The organism is Paenibacillus sp. PastM-3 (genome assembly GCF_029893965.1).
Lineage (GTDB): Bacteria > Bacillota > Bacilli > Paenibacillales > Paenibacillaceae > Paenibacillus_AQ.
This window is the reverse complement of sequence record NZ_JARXXP010000003.1, coordinates 186,600-208,750: the sequence shown is the minus strand read 5'-3', so window position 1 is coordinate 208,750 and position 22,151 is coordinate 186,600. Positions and strand designations below refer to the sequence as shown.

The following is a 22,151-nucleotide window of genomic DNA, read 5'->3' as shown; positions in this document are numbered from 1 at the left end:
ATCAACAGAGCCTCCCGTTTCCGGCATGCGGCATTCTTCTATACGTACTGTTAACTCCGGCTTACGCCTATATCAACAGACATGCTATGCAAATACCAGTCCTTCCTACTTCACAATTGCTCCGTTCGGCATGCTGTCCGGCACAGTGGCGATGGTCAGCTGGTCGCCTTTGGAGGCTGCCAGAATCATGCCCTGGGACAGCTCGCCGCGCAGCTTGACCGGCTTCAGGTTAACGATGCAGATCACCTTGCGCCCCACCAGCTCTTCCGGTGTGTAGAACTTCGCGATGCCCGATACCACCTGGCGCTGCTCATAGCCCAGATCCAGCTGCAGCTTCAGCAGCTTGTCGGCCTTCTTCACCGGCTCGGCCGCAATAACCTGGGCTACGCGCAGCTCGGCTTTGGCGAAATCGTCGATGCCGATTTCTTCCTTGTGCTCTTCCTCCGGCTCTACAGCCGCCGGAACACTGCCTGCAGCCTCTGCTGGCGCCGCTTCAGGCTCGGCTGCCGCCGGCTTGCCTGCACCCATCGCTTCGGCGATGTAGGCCACTTCCACGGCTACGTCAAGCCGCGGGAAGATCGGGTCGCCCTTGGCGAGCTTCGTGCCGGCCGGGATCAGGCCGAAGGTGCGGCCGCTGTCCCAGGTGGTCAGCTCACCCGGCTGGATGCCCAGCTGCTCCCAAATCTTGGCCGGAGCGCCGGTCAGAAACGGCTGAAGCAGAATTGAAGCGGTGCGCAGTCCTTCCACCAGATGTCTCATAACGGAGGCAAGCTCGCCGTTTCTGCTCTCATCCTTGGCCAGCATCCATGGCTGGGTTTCGTCGATGTATTTATTCGTGCGGCTGATCAGCGCGCCGATGGCGGTCAGCGCAACGGAGAACTCCATCTTTTCCATCGCTTCTTCTACCTTCGCATAGGTGCTCTCTACAGCAGCTTCCAGCTCGCCGTCAAAGGCCGTAACTTTACCAGCGTAAGCCGGCAGCTCGCCGCCGAAGTATTTCTCTACCATCGCTCCGGTCCGGTTGAGCAGGTTGCCGAGGTCATTGGCCAGGTCATAGTTGATCCGGTCGACGAAGCTTTCCGGAGTAAACGTACCGTCAGAGCCGAACGGAACCTCACGCAGCAGGTAGTAGCGCAGCGCATCCAGACCGTAGCGGTCGATCAGGGTCACCGGATCTACTACGTTGCCTTTCGATTTGGACATCTTGCCGTCCTTCATCAGCAGCCAGCCGTGCGCAAACACCTTCTTCGGCAGCGGCTCGCCCAGCGCCATCAGGATGATCGGCCAGTAGATCGTGTGGAACCGGACGATTTCCTTGCCGACAATGTGCACATCCGCCGGCCAGAACTTGTCGTACAGGCTGCGGTCGGCAGAGCCGTAACCGAGAGCCGTAATATAGTTGGTGAGCGCATCAATCCATACATAAACTACGTGCTTGGCATCGCCTTTTACCTTAACGCCCCAGTCAAAGGTTGTACGGGAAACAGCAAGATCCTCCAGACCCGGCTTGATGAAGTTGTTGATCATTTCGTTCTTGCGTGATTCCGGCAGAATGAACTCCGGATTCTCTTCGTAGAACTTCAGCAGGCGGTCAGCATATTTGCTCATCCGGAAGAAGTAGCTTTCTTCTTTTACCAGCTCCACCGGGTGTCCGCTATCCGGGCTTTTACCGCCGGTAATGTTACCGTCCGCATCACGTTCGATGTCCACGAGCTGCGTTTCCGTATAGAAGGTTTCGTCAGAAATACAATACCAGCCTTCATATTCGCCTTTGTAGATGTCGCCCTGCTGCAGCAGACGGTCAAAAATATCGGCAACCACTGTTTTATGGCGTTCCTCGGTGGTGCGGATGAAGTCATCATTGGAGATATCCAGCTTGCGCCACAGCTCCTTGATTCCGACAACAATTCCGTCAACGAACTCCTGAGGCGTCTTGCCGGCCTTGGCTGCCTTTTCTTCAATTTTCTGCCCATGCTCGTCCGTACCGGTCAGATAGCGTACTTCATAGCCGCGCAGCCGCTTGTAACGGGCCATTGCATCGCCGGCTACTGTCGAATAGGCGTGCCCGATATGCAGTTTGTCGCTCGGATAGTAGATTGGGGTTGTCAGATAAAATGTTTTCTTCTCACTCATTGCTCCTGTTCATCCTTTCGTATTGGCACATCTCATGATCATGCAGCTTAGGTCCACACAAAAAACTCCCGCCCCAATATGGGGCGAGAGTATACTCACGCGATACCACCCAAAGTTCCCCGGCTCCTCACAGAGCGCAGGCTTCGCCAGTCCTTTATTCAAGAACTGTCCATTAACGCTGGATCACGCTGTGTCCTTACGACAGGCCGCTTATTTCATCAGCCGCTGCTCGGGCACAGTTCCTCCCGGACCATCTTCAATCTGTGCACCATACCGGTTCCCAGCGCTCCCGGCTCTCTGTAATGGCCAACCTGATTTACTTATCCGTTCCTCGGAATGCATATTATTCTCCAAAATATACCCAAAAATCTGCCGTCCTGTCAAGTCGGCCGGACAGCCCCTTCATCCGGCGGCTGGTTCTCCCGCGGCGGGACAGGATCAAGCCCTCCCGGATGAAAGGGGTGGCATCTGGCAATCCGTTTGGCGGCCAGCCAGGAGCCCTTCACCGGACCGTGCACTTCTATCGCCTCCAGCGCGTATGCGGAGCAGGTCGGATAGAACCGGCAGGTCGCAGGCTTCAGCGGTGATATGAACTTGCGGTATACCCTGATCGGCGCCTGGACCGTTCTGCGCAGGTCCGGCATATCAGCGGCCTTCTTTGCTGTGGGCCGCAAGTGCAGATTCTGCTTCCTTGCCGCTCTCACAGTCTTTGCAGTAACCGAACACCTCAAATTTATGCTTGACTACCCGGAACTGGTCCGGAGTATCCGTTAGATTCATCGGGCAGAAATGAATCGGATAAGTCTTCATGCATTGAAGGCAGATCATATGATGATGATGGTGATCCTGGTTGCAGCTGGCTTTGAATTTAACGCCGTCTTCAAATACCACCTGTTCAAGCACACCCAGCTCCTCCATGACCCGCAGGTTGCGGTAGACCGTATCAAAGCTGAGTCCGCTGTACTTGCGGCCCATATAGTCATAGACATCCTTCGCCGACAAATATCCCGTATTCTCGCCGAATAACTTGGCAAGCGTCTTGCGCTGATCGGTGATTCGCAGCCCCTGCCCCGACATGGCTTCCAGTATTTGTTCTGTCGACAGCATTCGCTCATCTCCCATAACATAATTCATTTGCTGTTGCACTCTCTTTATAATGCCCCAAAACCATTGCTCCGTCAATCAAGCAGGGCAGCCGGGTCTCCTTTCTTCCCGGAGTTTTGCCGGAATCAGAGACATCTGCGGCGGGCGGATACAGCAAAACCGGCTAAAGCGCCTGTTAACAGGGCTTTAGCCGGTTTTGTCATAACCAATATCCTATTGCTTCAGCGCAGGCAGCGGTGTAAACACAAAGTTCACCGGCAGATTGCTTCCGGAAGCTACCGAGAATACAATTTCTACCGAGCTGTCATAACTGCCGGAACGATAGACTACGGCGTTCATATCGGAGCTTGACAGGCTGCCTTTATTAGGCAGGTTAACAATTGTATTGTTTACCATTAGAGAGCCCAGGTAATTGCCTCCGCGCGGATTAAACGTAATCAGCGTGTTGGCGGCAACATGCTCAAATCTTATTTTGTACAGCACACCGAAGTTCCCGGCATTGGAAGCCTCCGTTCCGGTCATCGGATCGATGCCGATCAGATTCAGGTCATTTTTGTTATCGCCCAGAATCAGCTTCGACTGCGTTGTTCCGACTACATCGCTCACGGTGATGATCCGGGTCGAGTCGGGATAGGTTCCGCGGTTATGCACACCATCACGGTCCAGGATCGGCAATGTAGGCAGCAGGGCAATCGGGTCCTTGCTTTCTTCAACCATCACCACGTTGTATTGAACCGTAAGATCACTGAACAGATCGGCGCTGAGCGACAGGACTTCGCCCGGCTTCATGGAAATTTTATTAATGTCGGTAAGAATAGCTTTGCTCTCACCAGGCATCAGGAGTGTGGTGCCATATTTCTCATTGGTAAGCATCGAATTATAGTACTTCTGGATCGAAATTTTACCTGTATATTCCGGAGAAGTGACCGGACCGGCAATCCCGGAATACTGCGTTGTAATGGTCGTCGGATACAGGTTGTTGTTGGTTGCAATCACGTACAGCTTCTGTCTTGTAGACATGTTGTTCAAGTGATGAACAAGGAAGCGGGTATTGCCGACCGAGGTTTCGCGGTACAGCACGCCCTCCTGATTCACTGTTTCCGGACTGTTACTGCGGATAAGCTTGTAATTTTCTGAAGACAGATTATAAGTCAGGTTAGGCAGGCCGGGAATCATCCCGCCGTCCATGGAGATAACGTCTCCAGGCACCGTGAACAGCTTCGCCACCTCATCCTGGGTGTACAGCTGCTCGCTGGTAATATTGATGGTCTTTTCAAAGGTGCTGCTCAATCCGTGCTTATCGGTTACTTTCAGCTGGATCGACACCGGACCCGGGTTGAAGAATGCGAGTGCGCGGTTCGTCCATTCAGCTGTAAGCTCTTCGTACTCCGGATCATAGCTGAGATCGGTCAGGGTGATTGGTTCACCCATTTTGTATTCTTCTTTGTTAGTGGTGAAATTGGCGACCGGCGGCTGGTTAGGCTGCAGCACCTGAATCGTTACAGAATAAGGGTCACTCCACTGCCCGTTCGCATCACGTACGGAATAAGTGACTGTATAATACCCCGGTTGTTCGTAAATATCCTGCTTGTTGTCACTCCAGCGCTCCTCAACAATCGGCGTACCGTTCGGTGAAGAGCTGGAAGTGGTGTAGTTAATATAAGTCTGGCCGGCAAAAATTTCAGTTGACTGTACGCTGAATGTTGCTGTCGGCTTGGTGTTCAGTGTCAAAATAACCCGCTTGCCAATGTTATCCACTGTATAAGGAAGATTGAGGGCGGCGGTAATGGAGGTCAGCGGAACCATAAAAGTGCCTTTGAACTGGTAAGCAGGCCCTTTCATTGTTACTTTAGTGCCATTTACAGTATAGATTTTGCTGTCTGTCTTGAAGCGCATTACACTGCTGCCTTTAGTAACAACAACTTCCTTTGTTTTAGCTTCATAGGTGTAGCTTACACCTACCATTTCGACCATCGCGCGGATGGAAACGTAGGACACGCCGTTCTTGACAGCCATCGGCTGATTAGCCAGATAAGATATTCCGTTTTTGTACATTTGTCTGCTGTTCATATGCAGGATAAGCTGGTTAGCAGCGGTTCCATATACAGCGGTTACCGTATTCTGCGGCTGAACTACCGTTCCGTCTGTAGCAGCAGGAGCTGCAGTTTCCGTCGGAACCGGTGTAGCAGCGGCCGAAGGAGCTGCAGATGCAGCAGGCTCAGGGGTAGCGCCCGGATTCGGAGTAGCTGTCGGTGTGACTGTACCTGCAGGTACCTCACTTGGCAGCGGATCTGTAGCTTCAGGCTGAACAACAGCCTCACTAGGCTGAACAGCCTGCGCTGTACTTACTATAGTGCCGGTTACTCCGGCGGTACTTACCGGTACGGCATATGCCGGAACCGCAGCTGCGGCCTGAGTTACAGCCAATGCAGCGACTAACGTTAATTTTTTGAAATTCATGGTATGACTCCTTCAGCTCCCATTTTTAGTCTATAAGGCAGGTGTGTTCTCTGTCTGCTGCTTATAATCCCGTAAAACAAAACGCTTTAACAGCGGCCGTGATGCTGTTTTTTTTGCCACGCTCTTTTTACAAAACATAGTATTAGACGCTGCGGATCTGAAAAAGTTTCATTTTATCTAAAGAAAAAAACAAGGACGATTTCCCCCCTCACCCTCTAGGTTAATCGTCCACGTATCGAGTTTTGTATTAGACTTTATATTGGTTACCCTTTATTACGGCTGATATTCCGGAAATTCCAGCTATTTAATGTTCTTCAGGACTTCGGCTGCGGTCACGGTACTCTTTCGGGGTCATCCCCGTCTGCTTCTGAAAGACCTTGGTAAAATAACGCCGCTCCTGGTATCCCACACCCGCGCTGATCGCCGTTATGCTTTTATCGGTTCCGGCAAGCATGACCTTGGCCGCCTCAATCCGCTGCTGGGTCACATATTCCACGAAGGTCATCGCGAACCGGTTCTTGAACAGAAGGCAGAAGTAACTGCTGCTGATGCCGATCCTGCCGGCCACTTCTTCAATTCCGAGATCATAGTGCAGCCGCTCCGAAATGTATTTTGCCGCCTGGTTCATCAGCTGCTCGGGTGTTTTCCGGGACGTATCCTCTTCAGCAGGCAGCTCCTGAAATAACGGAACGCTGTTGTACAGCTTATCCTTGTACTGTCTGCTGCGGATTTGCGCACCGATATTGCGCACCTTGTTGCCAAGCTCCTCGTAATGAATCGGCTTGCAGATGTACTCCTTGACTCCGAGCCTGATCGCTTCCCGGGCATAATCGAACTCCTGATACCCGCTTAGCAGCAGCACCTCGCTCTCCAGGCCCATTTCCCGCAGCTTGCCGACGAAGGTAAGACCATCCATAACCGGCATGCGGATGTCACAGAGCACCAGGTCAGGCGCCTCCTCCTCGGCAATCCTGAGCGCCTCTATCCCGCTGCGCGCCATACCTGCAACCTCCATTCCCATCTCCTGCCACGGCAGCACTTTGTTGAGATTGTTCAGAATAGGGGCTTCATCGTCAACCAGCAGAACCTTTAGCATAATGATCTTCCCCCTGCTCATATTTGGGAATGACGCACTGGATAACCGTTCCGGTTCCGGGACTGGCACAGATAAAGATACCGTAGCGGTTACCGTACTCAATACGGATACGGTCAGCTACACTGCGGACGCCCAGCCCCCGCCGTTCCTGATGGCGCATGCCATCTCCTGTCCGGGATGAAGCATCCGCCTCAGCCGGATCATGAACCATGTACTGGAACATGGACAGCTGGGCCGGTGTCATACCGATTCCGTTATCCTCGATCCGCAGAATCAGATTGCCCCGCTCCTCCCAGCCCTTCACTTTTACCAGGCCGTGGTACCCGATCCCCTCGAACCCGTGCTGAATGCTGTTCTCGACCAGCGGCTGCAGCGTCAGCTTCAGAATGCCGCAGCCAAGCAGCTCATCAGGAATGTCGAGCTCATAATCGAATACATCCTCGAACCGGAATTTCTGGATGTCCAGATAGTTGCGCAGATGGGTAATTTCCTCCTGCAGCGTAATTTCGTCCCGGTCCTGAATACTGATCCGCAGAATACCGGCCAGCCGGTAGACCATCTCACTGACCTTCCGCCCTTCATTTTGGACAGCAAGCACATTGATCGATTCCAGTGTATTGAACAGAAAATGCGGCTTGATCTGCGCCTGCAGCACCCGCATTTCTGCCTGGTTTTTGCGGCGCTGCTCAACCTGAATCCGGTTGAACAGCATATTGATTTTGTTCATCAAGTCATTGATGCCTCTGGCCAGCAGGGTCATCTCATCATTGCCTTTTTCCTCTACCCTTGTGGTCAGGTCGCCATCCTCTACCCGGCGCATGAAGCGGACAATGACGGCAATACCGCCGGTAATCCGGTTCATAAAAAACAGGTTAAATATGACTGCCGCCAGCAGGCACAGAAAAATCACGGCAACGAACCAGCGGGCGAACACCGTAACTTCACGGGACAGGGAATCCCACGAGGTGACCGAGACCAGACTCCAGGGATAGTCCTTGAGGTGATAGACGGACAAGATGCTTTTTTCACCGGCGAACTCTGTTCTGAAGCTCTGAAATCCCGGCTTATATTTAATTTCTTTTGCAGTAAAAGAGCTCAAATCCTGCCCGTCCAGACTGTGGTCCGGATCAAGCAGGATCATCCCGTTATCATTCACCAGCATAAAAGAAACCTTCTGGTTGCTGTCGCCGATTTTCAAATTGCGGAAGATGGATTCGAACTCCCAGTTCTTGATCTGCACCACCAGAATACCGATATTCTGAAAGAAGCTAAGCTCCTTAATCAGGCGGATCTGCGTAAATACCGGCTCTGTTCCGGTCAGCTCAGGATACTCATGCGGCGCCAGCCACTTGGGCACACCGTTAAGCTCCATTACTTCCTGGTACAGCTCACTTCCCTTGAATTTTTCGTACGGTAGCGTCCGGAAGTTTTCCTTGGTGAATACCGAGACAATTTCCGAGCTGCCTTTTCCGTTAAAATTGTACAAAAACGCATAGCTGATCGATGGATGATTATAGAGCAGACTCCGGAAATTGCGCTGGCTGGCGTTCAGGCTGAGCTGCTCGGCATCGGTCAAATCCTGCTTGGAGGGATCATCCGCACTGAGTGCCATATGAAACACCGAGGTGGCTATCCCGTTATCCGTTACATTGTTCATATCCTTGAACACATTGGAGATGCTGTAGCTGATCGCTTTGAGTGAATACTCGGACTGCTGGCTGTACTTCTTCTCAATGGAGTTATACGTGACGAAGAACATAATCATGCCAAGGGTAAATAGCGGAATAATGATCAGGCCCAAAAATGCAGTAAATAATTTATAGCGCAAATTCATAAGCTGCGCTCCTGACTGTAATTAGGTTAGCCCTTTACGCTGCCTGCCGTTACACCTTCAATGATTTTCTCCTGCAAAATAGCATAAATGATAACGACCGGAAGCACGCTGTAGACGATACCTGCGGACATCTGCGCATAGTTCATCTGATACTGATCACGGAATTGGACCATTCCCACCGGAAGCGTGCGCAGCTCATCATTAGAAAGAAAATAGTTGGCCAGCAAAAACTCATTCCAATTTCCCAGGAAATTGACGATGAATACTGTAACCATGGCGGGAACCGTCAGAGGTACAATAATCTTAGCAAAGATGCCCGGGGCCTTCAACCCATCCATTACCGCCGCTTCCTCAATTTCACTGGGAAGTGAACGCATGAAGGCAGCGAGAATGATGATCGTAAACGGGATCGCATTGGCAATATACGGAATAATGAGCGCCCAGTGCGTGTTCAGAATATGCAGCTTGCGCACAATTGTATAGATCGGCAGCATCAGCGCGTTATTCGGAATCAGCATTCCTACCAGTACGAACGAGTACAGCAGTATATTCCAGCGGCCGTGGCGCATCCGGGTAACAGCGAAGGCAAACATACCGGCCAGAATAATCGACACCACCGAGGCAAAGACCGAGATATATAAGCTGTTAAAAAAGTACGTGCTGATCTTCGCATTGACCCAGGCTTCCACATAGTTATTGAATACGAACTCCTTCGGAATGCCGAAGGGGTTCAGCGCTATCGAGTTATTATCCTTTTTTACAGAGGAGAACAGCACAAACAGGAACGGGAACAGCACAACCAGCAGGTAGCCGAGCAGCGCGGCATGGGGCAGACTTTTTCTGAGAGCACGCGGCATCAGTATTCAATCCTTTCACTACGCCGGTTAAACAGCAGCTGGTACACCACTGTCACGATAAGCGTAAATACGAAGATCAGGACCGCAATGGTATTGCCGTACCCGTACTTAAAGTTCGTAATTGCATATTTGATCATATAGGTGGCCATCACTTCGGTCGAACCGGCCGGGCCGCCTTTGGTCATAACGATGACGATATCAGCCGCCTTCATTGCCCCGGCAATAGAGAGCATAATCACTACTGAAATGATCGGCACAATCAGCGGCAGAGTGATGCGTGTAGCCCGCTGGAAGCCCGTAGCGCCGTCAATCGCTGCAGCCTCCTCAAGCTCTCCCGGAATAGCCAGAATCGCCGCCAGCACCATTACAATGTAGAATCCGGTCCATTGCCAGGCATTGGTGATCAGAATCGACAGCATGGCAAACCGTTCATCGGACAACCAGTATACCGGATCTATGCCAAACAGGCCCAGCAGCTTGTTAAACAGGCCGATGTTGGGCTCATAAATGAAGCCCCAGAGGATACCGATGACTGCCGTCGACATAATTGAAGGCATGAACACTGCCGTTTTATACAAACCCTTGAGCTTCTTAACGTTAGCAATCAGCAAGGAGAATAGGACAATCAGCGGAACCTGGATAAAGACAGAGAACAGAATGAACCAGCCGTTATTCTTCACCGATATCCAGAAGCGGTCATCACCGAGCGCTTTTTCATAATTCGTCAGGCCGGTCATTTTAACCGTGTCGGATACACCGTTCCAGCTGGTCAGGCTGTAATAGATTGAGTTGAATATGGGATAGATAAAGAAGATCAGGAACAAGGCAAGTGCAGGAAGAACGAACAGGATAAAGACGAGTGGATTTCTGAGCGCTTTATTCATAACTACCTCCGATGCTTGAAATCTGGGAAGGTCTGCCGGGTGTAAAATAACCCCGCAAAGTGAGGGCTTAACATGAAGATGATTCCGTTACTTTGCGGGGATGCCAATCTTAAAAAAAATATACCCTGGAGCAGCCACCAGGGTACATTTCAATGGTTGACTACTCCACAGCCGCGTTCGCTTCTTCCTGAACCTTCTGCAGTTCTTCGCCCATCTTCTCAGGAGTGGTCTGGCCGCCGATCAGCTTTTGAATCTGAATGTTGCTGATCTCGGTGGTCACATCCGCCTGAACCAGCGAGTCAAATGCCGGGAAGGAGGATGCGGAGTTATTGAGCACCGCCACGATTTCTTTCATCAGGTCATCGGTAATGTTCGCATCCAGCACTGCCTGGTCCAGCTTCATTGCCGGCAGGACGCCATCCTCTACCAGACCGCGGAGCTGCATTTCTTCGTTGTACATATTTTTAATGAAGGATTTCACGGCAGCCAGCTGGCGTTCATCTTCACCTGCGGAAGCAGAGAAGCCGTAGCCGTTGTTCACATCACGCATCAGCGCTGTCTGATCACCCACTCCGCCGTCAACCGCCGGAATGTTGAAGAAGCCAACCTTGCCGATCAGGCCTTCACCGGACTGGCCGGCTTTGAATACGGAGGATTTCCATGTTCCGTCATACATCAGGATCGCTTCACCGCTGGTAAATTGAGTGGTATATTCAGCATATTCGAATCCGAGCTCACCTTTTTTGAAGTAGCCTTTATCGACCCACTCCTTGTATTTGGCAAAACCTTTGACAACATTAGGGTCACTCCATTTTGCCTCACCGGTCGCGAATTTCGCCGTTACATCCGGTCCGGCATAGCGGGACCACAGGTGGTTAGCCAGCATCAGCGGTACCCAGCCTGCTTTGGAGGCGCCGGCCAGCGGCACTTTGCCATCCGCTTTGATATCAGCCAGCTGCTGCTCCAGCTCGGCGAAGGTGGCCGGAGCCTTCCAGCCCTTGCTTGCATAATATTCCTTGTTATAGAAGAAGCCCTCACCCGAGCCGCCAATCGGCAGTCCGTAGATTTTGCCTTCATAAGTAAACGGATCAAGATTGGAGAATTTGTCCTTGATGCCCAGCTCCTCCAGAATCGGGGTCAGATCCAGCAGCTTGCCTTCCTTTGCGTAGATCTTGGAATCCGGGCTGCCGAACAGGTCAAAAATTTCCGGCGGATTGCCGGCGGCCATTTCACCGCGCAGCTTCTCTTTACGGTTCACATCCGAATCCACCCCGTCGAGCTTAAAGGTCAGGCCGGGCACTTCCTCCTGCACCTTGCCGACTACATCCTCCAGGATGGCCAGACGCTTTTGCTTGTCGGCACCAACCTGGGTATGGCGGATGGTCATTTCAAAAGGCTCTGTATTCACAGGTTCTTCTGTTGCCGGGGCATTCGTCGCAGCTGTTCCGCTATTTGTTGCCGCGGCTCCCCCGTTGTTACCTGTATTATTGTTGTTTCCGCCACAGGCCGTCAACAGCGCAGAAGTGACAAACATCAGGGACAACAGCATCGTTATACTCTTTCTCATTACGGGTGACCCTCCCTATTTAATGATTTCCCTTACACCTCTTATTATAAAAAACGTCATTTGTAATCGTAAGGTTAACATTCATCTACAATAGGGATAAAAACCTCTAATGTAAGCGAATACATCACTTTTAAGTTGCATGTAAAGTAATCTTATATTACACAAGTTCACTTTCAACATGTTTGAAAACAATTCTCCTGTTAGAATACTTATACATTGTGACTAGTCCGCCGTACAAAATATTTCCTGAGTCCGTCTGAATACTATATCATGAGTTTTCACAGTGTAACATGAGCTTTGTATCCTCATATGAAGCCAAGCAAAAAAGCCGCTCCGCAGCTATCGCTATCAGGAACGGCTTTATATATCTGTTTCCACTACTTAACCAGAGCGGTTTCTCTGCGTCCCTCTTCAATCAGCCGGTACGCACGCTGTACTTCCTCATCGCCTGGTGAAGGCACCCCTTCAAGCTCGTAAGGACGCCCCAGCTCTTGCCATTTATATATCCCCATCTGATGATAAGGCAAGATTTCAAACTTCTCAACCCCGTTCAGGGTTCCGATAAAACGTCCAAGGTTAAGCAGATCTTCTTCTTTATTATGAATGCCGGGAACATATACGTGGCGGATCCACATTTTACGGTTATGATCGGACAACCAGCGGGCCAGCTTCAATGTACGGTCATTGGATTTACCGGTCAGCTTAATATGAGCTTCATCATCGATATGCTTCAGGTCCAGCAGGACAAGATCGGTAACATCCAGCAGATCGCTGATCTTCGAGCCGTCATTGTAGCCGTTGGAATCAAGAGTGGTATGCAGATTCCAGCGCTTCTTCACTTCTGTAAACAGCTGCTTCACGAAATGCGCCTGCAGTGTAGGCTCGCCGCCGGAAACGGTAAGCCCGCCGCCGGAAGTCTTATAATAATTCAAGTACGGCTCGATTTCCGCAAGTACTTCTTCGAGTGTCATTTCCTTGCCTTCATTCAGCCCCCAGGTATCCGGGTTGTGGCAATACTGGCATTTAAGCAGACAGCCCTGCATAAAAAGCACGAAGCGGATTCCCGGGCCATCCACCGTTCCAAATGTCTCTAAAGAGTGGATATGTCCTTTAACCATATGAGGTCATCCTTTCAATGAAAAAAACTTAAAATTTTAATGAATTTTAAGCAAGAGTTTACCGCCCTCTTTCAAGGGCGGCAGCTCTGTGGTTTATATCAGTTCCTGATGTCCAAGAACAAATCTTACATCGAAGAGTGGAACGTACGGTTGATAACGTCCAGCTGTTGTTCACGAGTCAGCTTGATGAAGTTAACGGCATAGCCGGATACACGAACTGTCAGTTGCGGATAGTTCTCTGGGTGATCCATAGCATCAATCAGCTGTTCACGGTTAAATACGTTAACGTTCAAGTGCTGAGCGTTATTGTGGAAGTATCCGTCCATCATGAATACCAGGTTGGACTTACGGGATTCTTCATCTTTACCCAGTGCCTTAGGAACAATAGAGAACGTATTGGAGATACCATCTTGTGCATCAGAGTAAGGTAGCTTGGCAACAGAGTTCAGAGATGCGAGTGCGCCCTTCTTGTCGCGTCCGTGCATTGGGTTAGCACCCGGTGCGAATGGTTCGCCTTTTTTACGTCCGTCAGGAGTAGTACCAGTCTTCTTACCGTAAACTACGTTCGAAGTGATAGTCAGTACCGATTGAGTCGGCACAGCATCACGGTAAGTTTTGTGTTTGCGGATCATCGACATAAAGGTTTCAACCAGTTCAACTGCGATGCTGTCAACAGCGTCGTCATTGTTACCGTAGCAAGGGAATTCACCTTCGGTTTCGAAGTCGATCGCAATGCCTTGTTCGTTGCGGATTGGTTTAACCTTAGCGTATTTGATTGCGCTCAGGGAGTCAGCAGCAACGGACAGACCAGCGATACCGCAAGCCATTGTACGCAGAATGTCGCGGTCATGCAGCGCCATTTCAATGCGTTCGTAGGAATATTTGTCATGCATGTAGTGGATGATGTTCAAGGTGTTAACGTAAGTCTTGGCCAGCCACTCCATCATTGGTTTGAAGCGTTTCATTACTTCGTTGTAATCCAGATACTCGGAAGTGATTGCAGGGTATTCAGGACCTACCTGTGCGCCGGATTTCTCATCCACACCGCCGTTGATTGCGTACAGCAGAGCTTTTGCAAGGTTCGCACGGGCTCCGAAGAACTGCATTTGTTTACCGATGCGCATTGGGGATACGCAGCAGGCAATCGCGTAATCTTCGCCCCAGTATGGACGCATTACATCATCATTCTCATATTGGATAGCACTGGTTTCAATGGATACCTTAGCGCAATATTTCTTGAAGCCTTCAGGCAGCTTCTCGGACCACAGTACAGTCAGGTTCGGTTCCGGTGCAGGTCCCAGGTTATACAGGGTGTGCAGGAAGCGGAAGCTGTTCTTGGTTACGCGGGTTGTTCCGTCTTCAGCCATACCGCCGATGGACTCAGTTACCCAGGTAGGGTCTCCGGAAAACAGTTCGTTATAGTCAGGCGTACGCAGGAATTTCACGATACGCAATTTCATTACGAAATGGTCAACGATTTCCTGTGCTTGCTCTTCAGTAAGAGTACCTTCTTCAAAATCACGCTGTGCATAGATATCAAGGAAGGAGGAGACGCGTCCAAGGGACATTGCCGCACCGTTCTGCTCTTTAACTGCTGCCAGATATCCGAAGTATACCCATTGAGTAGCTTCTTTGAAAGAGTTAGCCGGTTTGGATATATCCAGCCCGTGTGCAGCAGCCATTTCTTTCAGTTCGCCCAAAGCGCGGATCTGCTCGGACAGCTCTTCACGCAGACGGATTACATCTTCAGTCATGGAATCAACTTCAAGCTCAGCCAGTTGTTGCTTTTTGTCTTTAATCAGGAAATCAATACCGTACAGAGCAACGCGGCGGTAGTCGCCGATAATGCGTCCGCGGCCGTAAGCATCAGGAAGACCTGTGATAACGCCGGATTTACGCACTGCTCTCATATCAGGTGTATATGCATCAAACACGCCTTGGTTATGCGTTTTGCGGATATTCGTAAACATTTCGACAATGTTATTCGGGAGCTCGAAGCCATAAGCCTTAGTGGCATCGATCATCATTTTGATACCGCCGAACGGCTGGATGGAACGTCTGAAAGGAGCATCAGTCTGCACCCCTACGATTTGTTCCTTGTCCTTGTCGATGTAGCCTGGTGCGTGGGAAGTAATAGTGGAGACAGTATCCAGGGAAACATCCCATACGCCGCCTCTTTCTCTTTCTTCCTTGCTCAGCTGGGAAATGATCTTCCACAGTTCAGTAGTGTTGCTTGTAGGACCTACGAGGAAATCTTCATTTCCTTCATAAGGTTTGATGTTTGTTGCGATAAAGTTGTTAACGTCAACTTTCTTGGCCCATTTGCCTTTTGTAAAACTTCTCCAACCCGACTTTACTTCTTGTACATCTTTTTCAATCACCGACATGCTAAATCCCTCCATTTATATATTTATTATATTTGTAGAGATCGCGGGCTTGAAGGTTAATCCCGTGTCTCGTGATCCCAAAGATATGGTTGTTATAAAATTCACAATCACACTTTCATATCTCGGGCTCGTTGTTTATATAAACATTTTAGTTTACTTTCTGAAAAAGGACTGTGACAAATATCACCTTTCCGGTGATATTTGTCACTACCATCTAGTCCCATATTATCCTTTGAACATATTATTCGCCACTCAACACCTAATTAGACGTCAAATTTTCCGTAGAAGGCATTGCGGTATACGTCTGCCAGCTCACTTACCAGCGGCAGCTTAGGGTTAGCAGTTGTACATTGGTCTTCAAATGCACGGTCAGCCAGATAATCTACACGCGATTCGAAATCCTTAGCATCGAAGCCCAGCGCCTGGAAGGACTCTTCGATACCCAGCTTCTTGTTCATGTCACGAATCGCATTGATCAGGCTTGTTACGCCTTCTTCAGTAGTGCGGGCCGGCAATCCCAGAATGCGGGCGATTTCGGCATAACGCTCGTCAGCTACAAAGTGCGAATATTTAGGGAACGAAGCGAACTTCGTAGGCTTCTTGGCATTGTACCGGATAACGTGCGGCATCAGGATCGCATTGGTGCGGCCGTGTGCGGTGTGGTACTGTCCGCCCCATTTGTGCGCCAAGCTGTGGTTGATACCCAGGAACGCGTTAGCAAACGCCATACCGGCAAGTGTCGAAGCGTTGTGCATTTTCTCGCGGGCCAGCTTGTCGCCGGTCAATGCCGATTTTTCAAGGTACTGGAATACCAGCTGGATCGCTTTGATTGCCAGACCATCCGAATAATCGCTTGCCATTACCGAAACATAAGCTTCGATAGCGTGTGTCAGTACGTCCATACCTGTATCAGCAACAGCTGTTCTTGGCAGGCTGTATACAAACTCCGGATCAATAATGGCAACGTCTGGAGTCAACTCATAGTCAGCCAGCGGATATTTGGTATTGCTGCCGGCCGTTTTGTCAGTGATAACTGCGAATGAGGTTACTTCCGAACCTGTACCCGAAGTTGTAGGGATGGCTACGAATTTCGCTTTTTGACCCAGAGTAGGATATTTGTAAACGCGTTTGCGGATATCCATGAATTTCTGTTTCAGGTTGTTGAAATCTACATCCGGGTGTTCGTAGAACAGCCACATGCCTTTGGCAGCATCCATCGGGGAACCGCCGCCGAGTGCGATGATGCAGTCCGGCTGGAATCTGTTCATCATAGCTGTTCCTTTTTCAACAGTAGTAGTCGATGGATCCGGTTCAACTTCCGAGAACACTTCAATGGCTACAGGAGTCTGGCGCTGACGCAGGTAATGCTCAACTCTTTCAACATAGCCCAGTTTAACCATCATCGGATCGGTAATGATTGCTACTCGTGTAATGTTAGGCATTTTTGCCAGGTATTGTGTGGATCCTTTTTCAAAGTAGATCTTGTCAGGTACTTTAAACCATTGCATATTCACGGTACGACGGTTCACCCTTTTCACGTTGATCAGATTGATGGCAGTAACGTTTTGCGACACCGAGTTGCGGCCGTATGATCCGCAGCCCAGGGTGAGCGAAGGGATATTGGTATTGTAGATGTCCCCGATGGCGCCGTGTGTCGAAGGAGAATTCACCAGAATACGTCCTGTCTGCAGGCGGTGCGAGAACTTCATGATAACTTCTTCATTATTGGAGTGGATAGCCGAGCTGTGGCCCATGCCGCCGAATTCAACGATTTCTGCAGCGCGTTCGATACCCTGATCTGCATTTTTCACTTTGTAGCAAGCCAGAACCGGGCTCAGCTTCTCAGCGGACAGCGGATACTTAGGGCCTACGCCTTCGATTTCAGCAACCAGAATCTTGGTTCCGGCCGGCACCTGGATACCGCACATTTCAGCGATCTTCACTGCGGATTGACCTACGATTGCCGGGTTAACTGCGCACTTCTCAACATTCATGGCACCGTTAGTCAGCTTGGCAGCTTCATCTTTATTAACGAAGTAGCAGCCGTTCGCGATCATTTTCTTCTTCACTTGGTCAAAAATAGCTTCTTCTATAATAACAGCCTGCTCGGAAGCGCAGATCATGCCGTTATCGAATGTTTTGGAAAGGATGATGTCCGTTACAGCCTGATCGATGTCAGCACTCTTCTCGATGAAGGCAGGTACGTTACCAGGGCCTACGCCGAGAGCCGGTTTGCCGCAGCTGTAAGCTGCTTTTACCATTGCCGAACCGCCGGTTGCCAGGATCAGTGCAACGTCAGGGTTATTCATCAGCGCGTTTGTTTTATCCATGGTAGGAAGCTCAATCCATTGGATGAAGTTCTCAGGAGCACCTGCTTTTACGCCTGCATCATGAAGAATTTTGGCGGCAGCGGCGCTACACTCTTGCGCTGAAGGGTGGAAACCGAATATAATAGGGTTACGTGTCTTAGCGGAAATCAGTGCTTTAAACATCGTGGTGGATGTTGGGTTGGTTACCGGTGTGATACCCATAATAATTCCGACTGGTTCAGCGATCTTTTGGAAATTGTCGTAGGCGTTATCCTCAATAACTCCTACGGTTTTGTCATACTTAATTCCGTGCCAGATATATTCGGTTGAGAAGATGTTCTTCGTAATTTTGTCTTCGTATACTCCGCGGCCTGTTTCTTCGACAGCCAATTTTGCCAGGTACATATGTTTGTCGAGACCTGCCAATGCCATTGCATGAACGATTGTGTTAACCTGCTCCTGATCCAGTTCCATGAACGCATCCAGGGCTTTCTTTGCTTTATCCACCAAAGTCTGAATATATTCTTCAGCGGTGGTTTGTTTCACTTGGGCGGCGACTTCGTTCTTAACTGCCATTTCCCTCGTCCTCCTGTCAATTTTTAGGTTGTTTTTCTCTACACATTTATCTTAACACATCATTTCCGTCTTGTATAGTGAATTCTTTCACAAAGTATAAAGTTTTTTTGACTTGCTTTCAAATCGCTTTCATTCGATCATAATCAGGTTACTTAACCATTATTTATGCGTTTTATTCGGTTATATTTAACTCAAAGGAATTTCCACGCTTAGGCTGCTATACTTTCAGAAGATCATTTTGTCACTGCTTGAGGTTTTTTGTCCAAATTTGTCACTGTTCACAAAAAGACCGGCTGTCCTCCAAGGTTGGAGGCTTTGCCGGTCTTCTGTCTGTTTTTACATTTCAATCTGCCTGCTATTCAACTGTAATAGAATCAAAGAATTGCTCCTGCACTGTTTTGGCTGCAGCATCAAGCTGTGCCTTGGAGTCCGTGCCTTTTTTGGAGAACAGCTCCTGGATTACATTGGACATCGTTGCATAGTAATCCTGAGTGTTGTATTGGGCTTCCGGCTTTCCGTCGAGCAGAGTCATAATGTCCGGATTGTATTGATATACAATGTCCGAGTACTTGTCGTATACAGCTTTGGTTTTCTTGCCGAACTCGGAATCAGCAGCATAGTAGTCCAGAAGCGGCGGAATGAAGTATTTGCCGTCCGCCTTGCGCTGCTGCAGAATCGCATCCAGCGCTTCCAGGCCTTTGTCAGAGAAATAATCGAAAGTAATATAGCGGAAAGCCATTTCCTGCTCATCCTTGGTGGCATTCGGATTGATTACCAGATAATCGCCGCCGAGCACCCCGGTGTGCTTGCCGCCCTTTTCAGCCGCCGGCATCGGATAGGTCAGCACATCCGCCGGTTTGAGTCCGCCCTGGTTAAGCGCCTGCTCGATTACGCCGTCAGAGCCGGCCATAACCATCGCTGTACGTCCCTGCTGGAATGCGCCGACCGCATCACCCCAGCCGAGTGCCCAGTCCTGCGGAATTGCGTTAGCTTCCCATCTCAGCTTTTTGTAGAAATCCAGCGCTTTTACGCCTGCTTCTGAATTGAAAGTGGCCACAACCTTGCCGCCCTCAACGTTCTGGATCTCACCGCCTGCTTCGAACAGGAAGTTGGTCCAGTTCCAGCCGGCTTCATTGCCTTTACCCATCGGAGCAATGCCGGAGATGCCTTTTTTGGCATCTGCTACCCCTTTGGCGGTATTCAGCATGTCGTCCCAGGTCCAGTCCATGGGCGGAACAGCAACACCTTTGTCGTCCAGCATTTTTTTGTTAATCATAGTGGTGGTGACGTAGCCCTTTTGGGTAACGCCGTATATTTTACCGTCAATAATGAACTGATTCTGCAGCACCGGATTGATCTGGTCCTTGTACTCGTAGCTGTTCCACAGGTCGGTGATATCGGCAGCCCAGCCTTTTTCCACCAGGAATTTCGCTTCGGTTGCATAGGTGTTGAAGAAGGTAGGCGCCTCATTGGCCGCCATTTTGATGCCGATTTCGCTGACGCTGTACTGCCAGTCGTCCTTGATGATCTCTACATTCGGATACTCTGCCTGGAACCGTTTGATCCGGTCGTCTTCCTGTGCGCGCATTTCGGTCAGGTCAGGCGTCGGATAGTGGATTTTGATCGTTACTTTTCTCTGGGTGATATCGTCCGCAGGCGCATCTGTCGCAGCAGTGCTGTTATCTGCAGCTGTAGCTGCCGGCGCCGGAGTCGCTTCCCCTCCTGTGTTCCCCTGGGCATTTCCGTTGCTGTTATTGTTGCCGCCGCAGGCGGATAACAACGAACCGGCCACAAGGAGACCTGCTAATACGCTGGAAAATTTACGCATTGAAACTCCCCTTTTCAATTCATGATTAGCTTACAAATTCATCTTAAAAGAGAAACCGGTTACAAACGAGGTGTATTTATATTGCTTTCATGTGCAGGTTTACGATGGTGTGCATTCTCACGTTGTACGCGACACCCACCTGCTTTCCCTAGCCTTTTACTGCAGACAAAGCCACACCGCGCATAATAAACTTCTGGAAGATCAGGAACACAAGAATCGGCGGCAGCGAAACGAGAAAGAGAATGGCAAATTTAATATTCGTATTAAGCGCCTTGACACTGATGACATATTTATAGATCGCGGTCGCCAGCGTATATTTTTCCTCGGAATGCATTACCAGCGACGGCCAGAACCAGTCATTCCAGGCAGTGGAGAAAATAAAGATCGCCAGCGTGGCAAAAATCGGCACCGACAGCGGAACAGCGATTGCAAAAAAGCTTCGTGGCTCCGAGGCCCCGTCGATCCGCGCCGCTTCAAAGATTTCCGGGTGAATCCCGTCGAAGAAGTTCTTCAGCAGCAGGAAATAAAACGTGTTCGCCCCCGCCGGCAGCCAGAAAGCAGCATACTGGTTCAGCAGGCCCAGCTCCTTCAGATTGACGAAGTTCGGGATCATATAGCTCGTCGCCGGAATGAACAGCGTCATCAGGAAAAAGAAGTAGAACGCCTTGCGGTAAGGCACATTCATCCGCGATATGCTGAACGAGGCCATGCCCAGCACGACAAGGGTCACAATCATGTTGCCGGCAAAAATATAAATCGTATTTTTCAGGAACACCAGCAGATCAATATAATTCACCGCATCCTTCAAATTACCGAAATGCCACTCCTGCGGGAAAAAATGCGGCGGGAACGAGTTGACCTCGACATTCGATTTCAGCCCGTTGAACATCGTCATCAGAATCGGATACATCATCGTGAACACCATTACCGCAATAAAAAACACCATAATGCCGTATACGACCTTGTTGCCCGTTTTTTTGAGATCATGCTCGGACAGAATCCCTCTCTCTGCGCTCTTCATCCTAATTATCCTCCTTATTCAGCCTGAACTGTAAAATGCCCAAACCGCCAAGGACGATGAACATCAGCATGCCAAGCGCCGTTGCCGTACCGTAATCCAGTCTGGTAAAAGCATACTTCACAATCAGCAGCGCATAGGTCAGCGTTGTCTTGTTAGGCCCGCCGTCCAGCAGCGCCAGCTGGGACTGATACCCCTGCGAGGTCGCGATGATTTGCAGAATCAGCATCAGGATAATCAGGTTGCGCAGCGACGGCAGCGTAATATGGCGGATCCTCGCCCACACCCCGGCTCCGTCAATCTCCGCCGCTTCATACCAGTCACGCGGTATACTAAGCACAGCCGCCAGGTAGATTAGCATCCCCGAGCCGAACTGCTGCCAGGTCTCCATAAACACAAGCGAGAGCATGGACCACCTGCTGTCCGTCAGGAACGGGATCTGATCTGCCCCCATCGTCCCTAACAGCGCGTTAATCGGACCTACCGGATCATACAGCCATCTCCATAGCCCGTATAAGACAACTGCAGGCATGACATAGGGCAGATAAGCCGCCACCCGCACAAAGCCGCCGAATTTTCTCAGCTCGGAGATCGCAATCGCAAAGGCAATCGGTACCCAGAAGCCGACGACAAGACAGAGCAGCATATAGTACAGCGTGTTCTTGATGGCGATAAGCACATCGGGATCGGTAAGGGCCCGCGTATAATTATCAAAGCCTACAAAGGTATTTCCTTTAACAAAATCCACCGTGTAAAAGCTGTACAGAAACCCTTTAAAAATAGGCACCCACATAAACATAATGAAGACGGCAATCGCGGGTACAAGGAACATGTAGCCCCAAAAATTTTTTTTCCAGCGGTTCTGCTTATACGGCCTGCTCTCAAGCTTCGCCGGCAGCTCATCGTGAAGTGCAGCGGTCTGATTCATCTGGCTCCCTCATTCCTTTCGTCTTTAAGCACTTTGACAAAGTGCTTCCTAC

The 22,151-nt window shown here is 50.1% G+C and carries 15 protein-coding genes; all 15 read right to left on the bottom strand.

Going from position 1 to position 22,151, the window contains the following annotated elements:
• Positions 1–105: 105 nt before the first annotated feature.
• Entirely contained in the window at positions 106–2,133 is a 2,028-nt protein-coding gene (metG, locus tag M2108_RS07530) for a methionine--tRNA ligase (protein WP_277468580.1), read from the bottom strand.
• 380 nt (positions 2,134–2,513) lie between these two features.
• Positions 2,514–2,777, bottom strand: a complete 264-nt coding sequence (gene yidD, locus M2108_RS07525) for a membrane protein insertion efficiency factor YidD (protein WP_277468581.1) — start codon at positions 2,775–2,777, stop codon at positions 2,514–2,516.
• Between the two features lies 1 nt (position 2,778).
• Positions 2,779–3,240 carry a Fur family transcriptional regulator gene (locus M2108_RS07520; protein WP_042204122.1) on the bottom strand — a complete coding sequence of 154 codons (462 nt, stop codon included), beginning with the start codon at positions 3,238–3,240 and terminating at the stop codon, positions 2,779–2,781.
• 210 nt (positions 3,241–3,450) lie between these two features.
• Positions 3,451–5,697, bottom strand: a complete 2,247-nt coding sequence (locus tag M2108_RS07515) for a stalk domain-containing protein (protein ID WP_277468583.1) — start codon at positions 5,695–5,697, stop codon at positions 3,451–3,453.
• Positions 5,698–6,001: 304 nt separating this feature from the next.
• Positions 6,002–6,793 (bottom strand): response regulator transcription factor, encoded by a 792-nt coding sequence (locus M2108_RS07510; RefSeq protein WP_277468584.1) that lies wholly within the window; start codon positions 6,791–6,793, stop codon positions 6,002–6,004.
• The gene (locus tag M2108_RS07505; protein WP_277468586.1) at positions 6,771–8,627 is read right to left on the bottom strand and encodes a cache domain-containing sensor histidine kinase; all 1,857 of its coding nucleotides are present in this window, start codon (positions 8,625–8,627) and stop codon (positions 6,771–6,773) included. Before M2108_RS07505 ends, M2108_RS07510 begins: the two co-directional genes overlap by 23 nt.
• Before the next feature lie 26 nt (positions 8,628–8,653).
• Positions 8,654–9,484 (bottom strand): carbohydrate ABC transporter permease, encoded by an 831-nt coding sequence (locus M2108_RS07500; RefSeq protein WP_221798339.1) that lies wholly within the window; start codon positions 9,482–9,484, stop codon positions 8,654–8,656.
• Complete coding sequence (locus tag M2108_RS07495; RefSeq protein ID WP_277468587.1) at positions 9,484–10,368, bottom strand: carbohydrate ABC transporter permease; 885 nt, start codon at positions 10,366–10,368, stop codon at positions 9,484–9,486. Before M2108_RS07495 ends, M2108_RS07500 begins: the two co-directional genes overlap by 1 nt.
• 160 nt (positions 10,369–10,528) lie before the next feature.
• Complete coding sequence (locus M2108_RS07490) at positions 10,529–11,935, bottom strand: extracellular solute-binding protein (RefSeq protein ID WP_277468589.1); 1,407 nt, start codon at positions 11,933–11,935, stop codon at positions 10,529–10,531.
• A gap of 377 nt (positions 11,936–12,312) precedes the next feature.
• Positions 12,313–13,053 (bottom strand): pyruvate formate-lyase-activating protein, encoded by a 741-nt coding sequence (pflA, locus tag M2108_RS07485; RefSeq protein WP_277468591.1) that lies wholly within the window; start codon positions 13,051–13,053, stop codon positions 12,313–12,315.
• A gap of 125 nt (positions 13,054–13,178) precedes the next feature.
• Positions 13,179–15,440 carry a formate C-acetyltransferase gene (gene pflB, locus M2108_RS07480; RefSeq protein ID WP_221798347.1) on the bottom strand — a complete coding sequence of 754 codons (2,262 nt, stop codon included), beginning with the start codon at positions 15,438–15,440 and terminating at the stop codon, positions 13,179–13,181.
• A 263-nt stretch (positions 15,441–15,703) separates the two neighbouring features.
• Positions 15,704–18,325, bottom strand: a complete 2,622-nt coding sequence (adhE, locus tag M2108_RS07475) for a bifunctional acetaldehyde-CoA/alcohol dehydrogenase (RefSeq protein ID WP_277468594.1) — start codon at positions 18,323–18,325, stop codon at positions 15,704–15,706.
• A gap of 355 nt (positions 18,326–18,680) precedes the next feature.
• Positions 18,681–20,153 carry an ABC transporter substrate-binding protein gene (locus M2108_RS07470; protein ID WP_277468595.1) on the bottom strand — a complete coding sequence of 491 codons (1,473 nt, stop codon included), beginning with the start codon at positions 20,151–20,153 and terminating at the stop codon, positions 18,681–18,683.
• 148 nt (positions 20,154–20,301) lie between these two features.
• Complete coding sequence (locus M2108_RS07465; RefSeq protein WP_277468596.1) at positions 20,302–21,174, bottom strand: carbohydrate ABC transporter permease; 873 nt, start codon at positions 21,172–21,174, stop codon at positions 20,302–20,304.
• Between the two features lies 1 nt (position 21,175).
• Complete coding sequence (locus M2108_RS07460) at positions 21,176–22,003, bottom strand: carbohydrate ABC transporter permease (RefSeq protein ID WP_481856879.1); 828 nt, start codon at positions 22,001–22,003, stop codon at positions 21,176–21,178.
• Positions 22,004–22,151: the final 148 nt, after the last annotated feature.